Raw genomic sequence first — 13,233 nt, 5'->3', positions numbered from 1 at the left:
CACACAGGGAGCAACCGGAATGGGTTCGGTTCGCGTAGCCATCGTCGGCGTGGGCAACTGCGCCGCCTCGCTGGTTCAGGGCGTCGAGTACTACAAGGACGCCGACCCGGCGTCCAAGGTGCCGGGCCTGATGCATGTCAAGTTCGGCGAGTACCACGTGGGTGACGTCGAGTTCGTCGCCGCCTTCGACGTCGACGCGAAGAAGGTCGGCCTCGACCTCTCGGACGCCATCGGCGCCAGCGAGAACAACACCATCAAGATCTGCGACGTCCCGAACAAGGGCGTCCCGGTCCAGCGCGGCCACACCCATGACGGGCTCGGCAAGTACTACCGCGAGACCATCGAGGAGTCGGCCGAGGCCCCGGTCGACGTCGTCAAGGTCCTCAAGGACCAGCAGGTGGACGTCCTCGTCTGCTACCTGCCCGTCGGTTCCGAGGACGCCGCGAAGTTCTACGCCCAGTGCGCCATCGACGCCAAGGTCGCGTTCGTCAACGCTCTGCCGGTCTTCATCGCCGGCACCAAGGAGTGGGCGGACAAGTTCACCGAGGCGGGCGTCCCGATCGTCGGTGACGACATCAAGTCGCAGGTCGGCGCCACCATCACGCACCGCGTGATGGCGAAGCTGTTCGAGGACCGCGGTGTCCGTCTTGAGCGCACCATGCAGCTCAACGTCGGCGGCAACATGGACTTCAAGAACATGCTGGAGCGCGACCGCCTGGAGTCCAAGAAGATCTCGAAGACGCAGGCCGTCACCTCGCAGATCCGCGACCGCGACATGGGCGCCGACAACGTCCACATCGGCCCGTCCGACTACGTGGCCTGGCTCGACGACCGCAAGTGGGCGTACGTCCGCCTTGAGGGCCGTGCCTTCGGTGACGTCCCGCTGAACATGGAGTACAAGCTCGAGGTCTGGGATTCCCCGAACTCCGCGGGTGTCATCATCGACGCCCTGCGCGCCGCGAAGATCGCCAAGGACCGTGGCATCGGTGGTCCGATCCTCTCCGCGTCGAGCTACTTCATGAAGTCCCCGCCGGTTCAGTACTTCGACGACGAGGCCTACGACAACGTCGAGAAGTTCATCAAGGGCGAGGTCGAGCGCTAGGGACCGCCCTGCGCACGGCTGTTGAGGGCCCCCGGAGCGTCGCTTCGGGGGCCCTCTCCCTGTGCGAGGCTGTAACCCATGGCTGTCGTAGGTGACCTGCGCGTACTCCTGCGCTTCCGGAACTTCCGGCGTCTGCTCGCCGTACGGCTGCTGTCCCAGGGCTCCGACGGGGTCTACCAGGTCGCGCTCGCCACGTATGTCGTCTTCTCGCCGGAGAAACAGACCTCGGCGGCCGCCATCGCCTCCGCGATGGCGGTCCTGCTCCTCCCGTACTCCCTCGTGGGCCCCTTCGCGGGCGTCCTCCTGGACCGCTGGCGACGCCGCCAGGTCTTTCTGTACGGGAACCTGCTGCGGGCGCTCCTCGCGTCCCTGACGGCCGTCCTGATGCTGAGCGGCGTGCCTGACTGGCTCTTCTACGCGTCCGCTCTGTGCGTGACCGCCGTCAACAGGTTCGTGCTGGCGGGCCTGTCCGCCGCCCTGCCCCGTGTCGTCGACCCCGAGCGCCTGGTGATGGCCAACTCCCTGTCACCCACGGCCGGAACACTCGCCGCGACCCTGGGCGGCGGTCTCGCGTTCGTCGTACGCATCGTCGGTTCCGACTCCGACGCGGCGGTCGTCCTGGTGGGAGCGGCACTGTACGTGTGCTCCGCGCTCGCCTCGCTGCGACTGGCCCCGGATCTGCTGGGGCCCGACCGACAGCTGGTGCGATCACGGCTGAGGACGGCAGTGCTCGGCACCGCACGCGGCCTGGCGGCGGGCGTACGTCATCTCACCGAGCCCGCGCGCCGAGAGGCCGCCTGGGCGCTGGCCGCGATGACGCTGATGCGGTTCTGCTACGGCGCACTGACGGTCATGGTGCTGATGCTCTGCCGGTACGCCTGGTCGTCCGGCCCTGATGACGACGGGCTCGCCCTTCTCGGCCTGGCCGTGGGGGTCTCCGGAGCGGGGTTCTTCGCCGCGGCCGTGCTGACGCCGACGGGAGCGAACCGGCTCGGGCCCAGCGGCTGGATCGTCGTCTGTGCCGGTTCCGCCGCGGTTCTGGAACCGGCGCTGGGCCTCCCGTTCGCCGAAGTCCCCCTACTGATCGCGGCCTTCGTCCTGGGCCTGACCACTCAGGGCGCGAAGATCGCCACGGACACCATGGTCCAGTCGTCCGTCGACGACGGCTTCCGTGGCCGGATCTTCGCCGTCTACGACGTCCTGTTCAACGTCGCCTTCGTCGGCGCCGCAGCGGTGGCCGCCCTGATACTGCCTCCCGACGGCCGCTCCGTGGCACTTGTGGTCACAGTGGCCGTTATCTACGGGGCAGTTGCTGCTGCTATGGCCCGCTTTGAGCGCCAGTAAGTGTCACATCAATGACACAGAGGCACTCCCGGGCTACGGAGTTGCCAGTGGGGCCCGGTAGCTTACGTGGGTCTTATTTCGCGCCATGCGCTTCTACGTTCCAGGGGGACCCACCAAGTGACCACTCCGCCGCCTCAGGGCCAGCCACCCCAGGGCCAGAATCCGTTCGCTCAGGGCCAGCCTCCGCAGGGTCAGCCGCCGCAGGGAAACCCTTACGGACAGCAGCCCCCGCAGGGCTACCCGACGCAGCCGAACGCTCCGTACGCCCCAGTCCCGCCCGAGCCGCCGAAGCGCAACGTCAAGAAGTACGTGCGTATAGGGATCGTCGTGGTCGCGCTCATAGTCGCCGGCGCCAGCTGGCTGGCGAGCCGTGACGATGCCCAGAGCGCCAAGGTCGGCGACTGCATGAGCATCGGCAACCCGGACAGCACCACCGACCCGGAACTCGAGGTCGTGGACTGCAGCAACTCCAAGGCCGCGTACAAGGTCGAGCAGAAGAAGAGCGACGACTCGGGCTGCGACCGCAACAAGTACGCCGAGTACACCGAGACCGGTAGCAGCAGCGACTTCACCCTCTGCCTGTCGGAGTACTCGTCCAAGTAAGGGTTCGTTCCACGCGCGAGGGCCGTTGTTTCACGTGAAACAACGGCCCTCGGCGTTTTTGGCTCCCGCTGTTCGGGGTCATGTTTCACGTGAAACATGACCCCGCCGCGCGTTCTCAGCTCTGTTCCGCCCACCACTCCTTGAGCGCCGGCACCGCCGCGTCGTACTGCATCGGTCCGTTCTCCAGGCGGAGCTCCAACAGGAACTTGTAGGCCTGGCCGATGGCTGGGCCCGGTCCGATGCCCAGGATCTCCATGATCTGGTTGCCGTCGAGGTCGGGCCGGATCGCGTCCAGCTCCTCCTGCTCCTGGAGCTGGGCGACACGCTCCTCCAGGCCGTCGTACGCGCGCGAGAGAGCGGTGGCCTTGCGCTTGTTCCGCGTCGTGCAGTCGGAGCGGGTCAGCTTGTGGAGACGGCTGAGGAGCGGGCCCGCGTCACGCACGTAGCGGCGGACCGCCGAGTCCGTCCACTCCCCGGTGCCGTATCCGTGGAAGCGCAGGTGCAACTCGACCAGGCGCGAGACGTCCTTCACGAGGTCGTTGGAGTACTTCAGCGCCAGCATCCGCTTCTTGGTCATCTTGGCCCCCACCACCTCGTGGTGGTGGAAGGAGACCCGCCCGTCCTCCTCGAAGCGACGCGTCCGCGGCTTGCCGATGTCATGCAGCAGCGCGGCCAGACGCAGGGTGAGGTCGGGGCCGTCCTCCTCCAGTGCCATCGCCTGCTCCAAAACGATCAGCGAGTGGTCGTAGACGTCCTTGTGCCGATGGTGCTCGTCCCGCTCCAGACGCAGGGCGGGCAGCTCGGGCAGCACACGGTCGGCGAGCCCCGTGTCGACGAGCAGCGTCAGCCCCTTGCGCGGGTACGCGGAGAGGATCAGCTTGTTCAGCTCGTCGCGCACACGCTCGGCCGAGACGATCTCGATGCGGTCGGCCATCGCCTTCATCGCCTCGACGACGTCCGGTGCCACCTCGAAGTCGAGCTGCGCCCCGAAGCGCGCGGCTCGCATCATCCGCAGTGGGTCGTCGGAGAAGGACGACTCGGGGGTACCCGGCGTCCGCAGAACACGGGCGGCGAGATCGTCGAGCCCACCGTGCGGATCGATGAACTCCTTCTCGGGAAGCGCCACAGCCATCGCGTTCACCGTGAAGTCACGGCGCACCAGATCTTCCTCGATGGAGTCGCCATAGGACACCTCGGGCTTGCGCGAGGTCCGGTCGTACGCCTCCGAGCGGTACGTCGTCACCTCGATCTGAAAGCTCTGATCAACGTCTCCGACGCGGGCGTCCTTCTGCGCTCCTACCGTGCCGAAGGCGATCCCGACCTCCCACAGGGCATCCGCCCAGGGGCGCATGATCTTCAGTACGTCCTCGGGGCGGGCGTCGGTCATGAAGTCCAGGTCGTTGCCGAGCCGGCCCAGGAGGGCGTCCCGGACCGAGCCGCCTACGAGGGCGAGCGAGAACCCTGCCTCCTGAAAACGACGTGCGAGTTCGTCGGCGACGGGGGACACCCGCAGCAGCTCGCTCACCGCGCGGCTCTGCACCTGGTTCAGTGCACTGGGACTGTCTTCGTTGGCGTTCGACACAACAGAAAAGGGTACGTGGCCCCGAAGCCCGAGGGCGCCTTCATTAAACGTGCACAGGCATTTGCCCTGCTCCGTGTGCGGACACCGCCACAGATACGCTCACATAAAGGAGTAGCACCGGCTCTTCTCCCGATCTTGTGGAGCGGACCGCGGCACTTACCCCCGGCGCGCATCGTTACCATGCGTGGACGCACATTCCGACGACCACTGACGACGAGGGACGGGCGAGCGCGTGGCCGAGGCGGCAGACTTCCAGGGGACCAGTCCCTCACCTGCCCGCCGGTGGCTGCGGCGCACGGGGGCACTGCTCGCCGGGGCACCTCTGCTGGCCGGCGTTCTTCAGCTACCCGCGCCTGCGCCCTCGTACGCCTCGGAGCCCAGCGCCGCGGCCGAGGTCGGCGGCTCCCGCACGGTCGATGTCTCCCTGGACTCGCTCAGCCCGCACGTTCCCTCCGACGACGACACGCTCACCGTCTCGGGCCGGATCATCAACAAGGGCAAGCAGGCGATCACCGCCGCGCACGTCGGTCTGCGGGTCGGCCCGACGCTGGAGGGGCGCTCAGCGATCGACGACGCCGCGAAGAACGACCCCTACGCGGGCACGGACGTCGGCGGCAAGTACGTCGCGAAGTTCGCGAGGCTGGCGCCGGGTGTCGCGCAGACGTTCAGCATCTCCGTCCCCGTCGACAAGCTGGATCTTGGCTCCGACGGCGTCTACCAGCTCGGTGTCACGCTCACCGGCCGGACCGCCACCGCACCGTACGACCAGATCCTCGGTATCGAGCGGACCTTCCTGCCCTGGCAGCCGGAGGCCGCGGGCGCGAAAAGCAGGACGACGTATCTCTGGCCGCTGATCTCGACGTCCCACATGACGGCCGAGACGGGTTCGAACGAGCAGCAGACCCCCGTCTTCGCGGACGACGACCGCCTGGCCGCCGAGCTCTCCCCCGGCGGCCGCCTGGAGCGGCTCCTCAGCCTCGGCAAGGACCTCGACATCACCTGGGTCGTCGACCCGGACCTGCTGGCTTCTGTCGACGCCATGACGCGCAGCTACCGGGTCCAGGTGAACGGCTCCAGCAAGACGACCACGGCAGGTACGCACCAGGCAGTGGCCAAGCAGTGGCTCAGCGAGCTGGAGAAGGCGGTCGAGGACGAGGAAGTCGTCGCGCTTCCCTTCGCCGACCCGGATCTGGCGTCGCTGGCTCACAGCGGTACGACCGTGGCCGGGTCACTGAGCCACCTCAAGGACGCCACCACCGTGGCCGGGACGACCGTGGAGTCGATCCTCCATGTGACCCCCAGCACTGAATACGCATGGCCCGTGAACGGCGCGATCGACCCGTCGATCGTCAAGGTCGCGACCTCGGCCGGTGCCGACACCGTCCTCTCCCGCAGCGACAGCCTGCGGGAGACCGGCGCGCTCCCGTACACGCCCTCGGCGGCCCGGCCGATCGGCGGCGGCACCAGCGCGGTGGTCGCGGACGCCCGTCTGTCGACGGCGTTCCAGGGCGACATGACCCTGGCCGACAACTCCACGCTCGCCGTGCAGCGGTTCCTCGCCCAGAGCCTGATGCTCACCCGCCAGGCCCCGGACAGAGAGCGGAGCGTCGTGATCGCTCCGCAGCGCATGCCGACCGCCAGCCAGGCTCAGACGATGGCGCAGGCACTGACAGAGCTGCAGGGCGGGAACTGGTCACAGTCCGCCGAGCTGTCCGCGGCCACCAAGGCCAAGCCGGACGCCGGTGCCACCACCCGGGTCCCGTCGGCATCCTCGTACCCGTCCTCGCTGCGCAAGCAGGAGCTGCCGCAGACGGCCTTCGGACAGATCAAGGGCACGCAGAAGAAGCTCGACAGCTTCCAGGTGATCCTCGCGGACAAGTCCCGTGTGGTCACCCCCTTCGGGCGGGCCATGGACCGGTCGATGTCCACCTCCTGGCGCGGCAGGGCCGTCGAGGCGGCGGCGTATCGCGACGGGGTGGAGAAGTACCTCGTCGAACTCACCGAGAGCGTCGGGCTGATCGACAAGTCCGAGGCGAAGCTCTCGGGCCGCAGTGCCACGATCCCGGTCACCGTGCAGAACAACCTCGTGCAGGGCGTCGACCACCTGGTACTACGTCTCACGTCCAAACAGCCGAGCCGTCTCAGCATCGGTGACGGTGTCTGGGAGGAGCACCCGGTCGAGGTCTCGGGCGGGCACAGCCAGTCGGTGAAGTTCACCACCAATGCCCATGCCAACGGCCGGGCCGCGGTGGTCGCCCAGCTGTACACCCAGGACGGCGAGGAGTACGGACCCGAGGTGACCTTCGACGTGAAGGTCACCGAGATCACGCCCACGGTGATGCTGGTCATCGCCGGCGGTGTCCTGCTGCTCGTGCTCGCCGGATTCCGGATGTACACGCAGCGCAAGCGGGAGGCCGCCCGCCAGGCCGCGCAGGAAGCGGCGAACACCCCCGCCGACGGCGCGGAGAGCAGTGACGACACGGAGGGCGATCGCGAGCCGGCGTCCGCCGAGTCGAAGGCGCACGACCCGGAGCACCCGAGTGACCCTTCACCGGACACCGCACCGGAAATCACCGACCCGTCCGGCACGGGTGAGAGAGTGGACCGTTGAGCGATGTCGTGGCCGGTGGGCCCGGGGACGATGAGGTGGGGTAACCATGAACGCGCCGTACGACGGTGACCGCGGTCAGGGCGCGGGGGGCTCCGGCTACCCCGACGGCCCGCCGCAGGGCCCGCCGGAACCTGGCGAGGTGCCTCCGCAGCCCGCAGCCGAGGTGTACTTCCAGGACGCCTACGCCCAGGATCCCTACCGAGCACAGGATCTGTCCGCCCAGGACCCTGTCACCGAGGCCCTCTACGACCGCGCCGCGCATCCCCCACCGCCGCCCGGCACCTACCAGCCGCAGCCGCCGCTCTACTCCCAGCCACCCCAGTCTCCGTACGCCCCCGACCCCCGTGTGTGGGCACAGACCCCGGCGCCCGAGCCGGAGGGCCCCACTCAGTACCTGCCGTACGGGGACGACCCCCGTACGACGCAGTTCGTGGGTGTGGACGACCTGGTGACCCAGGCCGGCCAGGAGCGCCAAGAACCGGACGCGTTCGCTCACCTCTTCAGGGACCAGCAGCAGGGTGGCGTCCAGCCTCCTGCCGGGCCGCCCGTCGTGCCCTCTCCGGCAGCGGAACCGGCTCCGGGCGCCGCAGCCCCTTCGGCACCCGCGTCCGCGCCGCCGGCCGCCGCCGCGAAGAAGCCCGGAGGCCGCGCGTCGGGTCTGCTGAAGTCGAGCGCGGTGATGGCGGCCGGGACCATGGTCTCCCGCCTCACCGGCTTCATCCGCTCCGCCCTGATCGTCGCGGCTCTGGGCGTCGGCCTCCTCGGTGACACCTTCCAGGTCGCGTACCAGCTGCCGACGATGATCTACATCCTGACCGTCGGCGGCGGCCTGAACTCCGTCTTCGTACCGCAGCTGGTGCGTGCCATGAAGGAAGACGAGGACGGGGGTGAGGCATACGCCAACCGGCTGCTGACCCTCGTCATCGTGGTTCTCGGCGTGCTCACCGCGCTCGCAGTACTCGCCGCGCCGCTTCTGGTCCGCGCGCTGTCGACGAGGGTCGCGGGCGATGAGGCGGCCAACGGCGTCGCCGTCACCTTCGCCCGCTACTTCCTGCCCACGATCTTCTTCATGGGCATTCACGTGGTGATGGGCCAGATCCTCAACGCGCGCGGCAAGTTCGGCGCGATGATGTGGACCCCGGTCCTCAACAACGTCGTCATCATCGTGACGCTCGGACTGTTCATCTGGGTGTACGGCACCTCGGGCAGCTCCCACATGGAGGCTTCGACCATCCCGCCGGAGGGCGAGCGACTGCTCGGCATCGGCGTCCTGCTCGGCCTCGTCGTCCAGGCCATCGCGATGATCCCGTACCTGCGTGAGACCGGCTTCCGGCTGCGGCTGCGCTTCGACTGGAAGGGCCACGGACTCGGCAAGGCGGCGATGCTCGCCAAGTGGACCGTGCTCTTCGTCCTCGCCAACCAGGCCGGCGCGATCGTCGTGACCCAGTTGTCCACCGCAGCGGGCAAGGACTCCCCGGTCAAGGGCACCGGCTTCGCCGCCTACGCCAACGCGCAGCTCATCTGGGGCCTCCCGCAGGCCATCATCACGGTCTCCCTGATGGCCGCCCTGTTGCCACGGCTCGCGCGCTCGGCCCACGAGGGCGACACCGGAGCGGTCCGCGACGACATCTCGCAGGGCCTGCGCACGACGGCCGTGGCGATCGTGCCGATCTCCTTCGGCTTCGTCGCACTCGGCGTCCCGATGTGCACGCTGATGTTCGGTGCCTCCGGAACCAGCGAGGCGACGAACATGGGCTACATGCTGATGGCCTTCGGCCTCGGCCTGATCCCGTACTCCGTGCAGTACGTCGTGCTGCGGGCCTTCTACGCGTACGAAGACACCCGCACCCCCTTCTACAACACGGTCATCGTGGCCGTGGTCAACGCCAGTGCCTCCGCGCTCTGCTTCCTCCTGCTTCCGCCCCGCTGGGCGGTCGCGGGCATGGCCGCCTCGTACGGTCTCGCCTATGCGATCGGTGTCGGGGTCGCGTGGAGCCGGCTGAGCAAGCGGCTGGGCGGCGACCTGGACGGCGGCCGCGTCCTGCGCACCTACGCGCGGCTCGCGATCGCGACGGTACCGGCCGCGCTGCTCAGCGGCGCGGCCTGCTACGGAATCGGCCACACACTGGGACAGGGCGTCGGCGGCTCGCTCGCCTCCCTGCTCGGCGGTGGTGTCGTACTGCTCGGTGTCTTCTTCGTCGCGGCGCGGCGGATGCGTATCGAGGAACTGAACGGAATGGTCGGCATGGTCCGCGGGCGCCTTGGGCGCTGAGTGCGGGGTAGGCGCACAACCATCGCCCGCGACCGCGTGTCGTGCAGAGGGACGGACTGTGGGCACAATTGGCTTTGGCGTCGGACGACGTGCAACGGATGGGGAGGCAGGAGCGACGGTGGCAGAACGGAGCACAGCTGCCGTCGACGTGGCAGACAACAGCGGCGACGAGCCGCTGACCGCGAAGGCGGACCAGTCCACGGCCGACGGGGTGGCCCAGAACCGGGAGCGGGACACGGACAGCTCGGAGAGCGAAGAGGCACACGGGAGCGGGGCGAACGAGAGCCCCGGCAGGACATCACCGCCCGAGCTGCACAGTGGTCACAAACTCGCCAGACGCTACCGCCTGGAGGAGTGTGTCACTCGTCTGGACGGTTTCAGCAGTTGGCGTGCGGTGGACGAGAAGCTCCGTCGTGCCGTCGGTGTGCACCTGCTGCCCGCCGACCATCCGCGAGCGCGCTCCGTCCTGGCGGCGGCCCGTTCGTCCGCCCTGCTGGGTGATCCCCGGTTCGTCCAGGTCCTGGACGCGGTCGAGGAGAACGACCTCGTCTATGTGGTGCACGAATGGCTGCCGGACGCCACGGATCTGACAACGCTTCTGGCCGCCGGACCGCTGGAGGTGCACGAGGCGTACCAGATGGTCAGCCAGGTCTCCCAGGCGATGGCCGCCGCGCATCGCGAGGGGCTGGCTCATCTGAAGCTGACCCCGGGCGCCGTGCTGCGCACCTCGTCCGGCCAGTGGCGTATCCGGGGCCTCGCCGTGAACGCCGCGCTCCGCGGCATCACGTCGGACACCCCGCAGCGCACGGACACGGAAGCGATCGGCGCGCTGCTGTACGCGGCGCTCACCCAGCGCTGGCCTTACGAGGACGACGCGTACGGACTGTCCGGGCTGCCCAAGGGCGTCGGTCTCATCCCGCCCGACCAGGTACGGGCAGGCGTGCACCGCGGCCTGTCCGAGCTCGCGATGCGCGCGCTCGTCAACGACGGTGCGACCGCGTCCCGCCAGGAGCCTGCGTGCACCACGCCGGAGGAACTGGTGAAGGCCGTCGGCGAGATGCCGCGCATCAAGCCGCCGGAGCCTGCCTTCACGCCTCCGCCGGAGTACCAGCGCACGACGTACCAACAGGGCAGCTACGGCCGCCCCGCCCCTCACCCGGGCGCCACCCAGGTGTTGCCTGCGCCGCTGCCCCCGCTGCAGACCCGCACCGGCAAGGCCCTCAAGTGGGCTGTGTCCGCGCTGCTGATCGCCGCGCTGGGCCTCGGCAGCTGGCAGCTCGCGGACGCGCTCATGGATCACGAGAAATCCGATGAGACGGGTAACACCCGGACGACGGACGAGAACGACAAGAACGGCGCCGAGGCGAAGCCGGCCAAGCCGATCACGATCCGGGGCGCCGAGGAGTACTACCCGGACGGAAAGCCCCAGCACGCCAACGACGCGGGCCTGACGTACGACAAGGACAGTTCCACGTACTGGAGGACGTACTCCTACAGGGGCGGTCCTGAACTGGCGCCCTTCAAGGACGGCGTCGGCATCGTCTACGACCTCGGCTCCGAGCACGAGGTGTCGGCGGCGTCGATAGGGCTGTACTACGCGGGCGACCACACGACGGCCACGCTGTACGCGGCCGACTCACTGTCATCATCCGCGTCTCTCAGTTCCATGAAGAAGATCGCGTCGGGCAAGACCAGCACCACGGACCTGAAGATCTCCGCCAAGAAAACGGTGAAGACCCGGTACGTTCTGGTCTGGATCACGGCGGTGCCGAACGCGTCCGGCGATCAGTTCAGCGGCGCCGGCTACAAGCAGGCGATCACCGACGTGAAGTTCACCGGCTGAGCAGTCACAGAGGGGGAGGGGGTTCGATGGCGGACGACGTCTACAGCGAAGTAGGCGATCAGGACCTCCTCGCCCGTCATGTCGAGGGCGACCCTGACGCCTTCGGCGAGCTCGTGCGGCGTCACCGTGACCGGCTCTGGGCGGTGGCCCTGCGGACGCTGGGCGACCGCGAGGAAGCCGCTGACGCCGTCCAGGACGCCCTCGTCTCCGCCTACCGGGCCGCCCACACCTTCCGCGGCCAGTCGGCCGTCACAACCTGGCTGCACCGGATCACGGTGAACGCCTGTCTGGACCGTGCCCGCAAGGCGGCCTCCAGGAAGACCTCCCCCGTGGACGACACCGAACGCCTTGAGCAGCTCCTGGAGCCGCACGAGTCCGCCTCGGCCCCGGCCGAGCGCAACGATCTGCACCGTGAGCTGCTGGAGGCGCTGGGCACCCTGCCCACCGACCAGCGGGCCGCGCTCGTCCTGGTGGACATGCAGGGCTACCCCGTGGCGGAGGCCGCCAGCCTGCTCGATGTGCCGACCGGTACGGTCAAGAGCCGCTGTGCGCGTGGCAGAGCCAGACTGCTCCCCCTGCTCAAACATCTGCGTACGGACAGCGGGAGCGACAGAGCGAGTAAGAAGTCGAGTGGGGGAAGGAACCGTACGCAGGGGACATCCGTCCCACCCGCAGCAGGACCACATGACGGACCAAGCGATTCAGCTGCTGTGAAGGGCGGAGGTGGGCGAGCGTGACATCCACGACCGACACGGCCGGGCACCCGGAAGTCACGGAGATCTCCGACCTCACCGAAGGTCTGCTCCCCTCATCCCGGTCGACGGATGTGCGTCGCCACCTGGACGGCTGCACGCTCTGCGCAGACGTGTACGACTCATTGGAAGAGATCCGCGGCATGCTCGGCACGCTGCCGGGTCCGCCCCGCATGCCTGATGACGTAGCGGGACGCATCGACGCCGCTCTCGCAGCCGAGGCCCTCCTGAATGCCACGGCACCCGCCGCCGCGGAAGCAGGCGCCCTGTCGTCCATCAGTGCCTCGCACTCGATGTCCGACGACGAGCGCGAGGGCGGCAGCGACGGCAGCGACGACAGCGACGACAGCGACGACAGCGGACATGTTTCACGTGAAACATCGACCGTGACGGATCGCCCCGCAGGACGCCCTCGGGGGGCCACCGGACCAGGACGCACGAACCGTCCACGCCGGGGGCGCCGCAGGACCGTCGTCCTGGGCGCCATGTTCACGGCCGCCGCACTGGGGCTGGGCGGTCTGTTCATCCAGTCGATGGTGAGCGACAGCTCGGACAAGGACCCCGCGTCGGCAAACCCGACGCAGAGCGACTCCGCGAACACCTTCGCCGGCGAGAAGCTGGACAGCCAGGTCGAGGACCTTCTCGCCAAGGCGGAGAAGAAGGACAGCGGCCCTCGCAGCTCCCGCCCCCAGGGCACCGCGTCCGCCGATGGCCCGAAGGTCCTGAACACACCCACGGACTCGATCCCCAGCTGCATCCAGCAGGGGATCGGCCGCAACGCGGCTCCGCTCGCCTCCAAGGAAGGCTCCTACAAGGGCACGGAGGCGTATCTCGTGGTGCTGCCCGCCGCCACCGACACCACCCGGGTCACGGCATACGTCGTCGACTCCGCCTGTGTGGACAAGCCGTCGATCACCGCCGGCAGGGTTCTGCTGGAGCACTCCTACCCGCTGGACTGAGCACGCTCGGCTCCGCCACGGGCCACATTCAGCACACTGCGCACCGACCATGGGACCCCCTGTGGCGACTCGTCTTCGTGTGCCTGGACACAGTGGGAATGCGCGCCCCTTAGGATCCGTTGGGTGGGGTGAGAGTTCCGAGAGAAGCTCCCCCGGTCGTACGTA

Annotated in this window: 9 protein-coding genes; 8 read left to right on the top strand and 1 reads right to left on the bottom strand. The window is 68.6% G+C overall.

What is annotated here, in order from left to right; all coding sequences use genetic code 11:
• Positions 1-19 precede the first annotated feature (19 nt).
• The 3 genes from AB0D14_RS12265 (at position 20) to AB0D14_RS12255 (ending at position 3,049) form a co-directional block, all read left to right on the top strand.
• Positions 20-1,102 carry an inositol-3-phosphate synthase gene (locus AB0D14_RS12265; protein WP_362777482.1) on the top strand — a complete coding sequence of 361 codons (1,083 nt, stop codon included), beginning with the start codon at positions 20-22 and terminating at the stop codon, positions 1,100-1,102.
• Positions 1,103-1,180: 78 nt separating this feature from the next.
• On the top strand, positions 1,181-2,446 hold the full coding sequence (locus tag AB0D14_RS12260) for an MFS transporter (RefSeq protein ID WP_362777480.1): 1,266 nt from the start codon (positions 1,181-1,183) through the stop codon (positions 2,444-2,446).
• A 117-nt stretch (positions 2,447-2,563) separates the two neighbouring features.
• Positions 2,564-3,049, top strand: a complete 486-nt coding sequence (locus tag AB0D14_RS12255) for a hypothetical protein (protein WP_362777478.1) — start codon at positions 2,564-2,566, stop codon at positions 3,047-3,049.
• Between the two features lie 115 nt (positions 3,050-3,164).
• Here AB0D14_RS12255 and AB0D14_RS12250 read toward each other — a convergent pair whose 3' ends face one another.
• Entirely contained in the window at positions 3,165-4,631 is a 1,467-nt protein-coding gene (locus AB0D14_RS12250; RefSeq protein WP_362777477.1) for a CCA tRNA nucleotidyltransferase, read from the bottom strand.
• 232 nt (positions 4,632-4,863) lie between these two features.
• On the opposite strand from AB0D14_RS12250, the gene AB0D14_RS12245 reads away from it, so the two are divergent.
• From AB0D14_RS12245 to AB0D14_RS12225, 5 genes are all read left to right on the top strand, one after another.
• Positions 4,864-7,242: a DUF6049 family protein gene (locus tag AB0D14_RS12245; protein ID WP_362777474.1), complete on the top strand. Its 2,379-nt coding sequence runs from the start codon at positions 4,864-4,866 to the stop codon at positions 7,240-7,242.
• A 46-nt stretch (positions 7,243-7,288) separates the two neighbouring features.
• Positions 7,289-9,514, top strand: coding sequence for a murein biosynthesis integral membrane protein MurJ (gene murJ, locus AB0D14_RS12240; protein ID WP_362777471.1), 2,226 nt, complete (start codon positions 7,289-7,291; stop codon positions 9,512-9,514).
• Between the two features lie 118 nt (positions 9,515-9,632).
• Positions 9,633-11,357, top strand: coding sequence for a protein kinase family protein (locus AB0D14_RS12235; protein WP_362777470.1), 1,725 nt, complete (start codon positions 9,633-9,635; stop codon positions 11,355-11,357).
• Positions 11,358-11,383: 26 nt separating this feature from the next.
• Complete coding sequence (gene sigM, locus AB0D14_RS12230; RefSeq protein WP_362777468.1) at positions 11,384-12,094, top strand: RNA polymerase sigma factor SigM; 711 nt, start codon at positions 11,384-11,386, stop codon at positions 12,092-12,094.
• On the top strand, positions 12,091-13,068 hold the full coding sequence (locus AB0D14_RS12225) for a hypothetical protein (RefSeq protein ID WP_362777466.1): 978 nt from the start codon (positions 12,091-12,093) through the stop codon (positions 13,066-13,068). Before sigM ends, AB0D14_RS12225 begins: the two co-directional genes overlap by 4 nt.
• The last annotated feature ends 165 nt before the right edge of the window (positions 13,069-13,233 follow it).

The sequence above is a fragment of the Streptomyces sp. NPDC048484 genome (genome assembly GCF_040651415.1).
In the GTDB taxonomy this organism is placed as follows: Bacteria; Actinomycetota; Actinomycetes; order Streptomycetales; family Streptomycetaceae; genus Streptomyces.
This window is presented reverse-complemented; position numbering and strand designations above follow the sequence as displayed.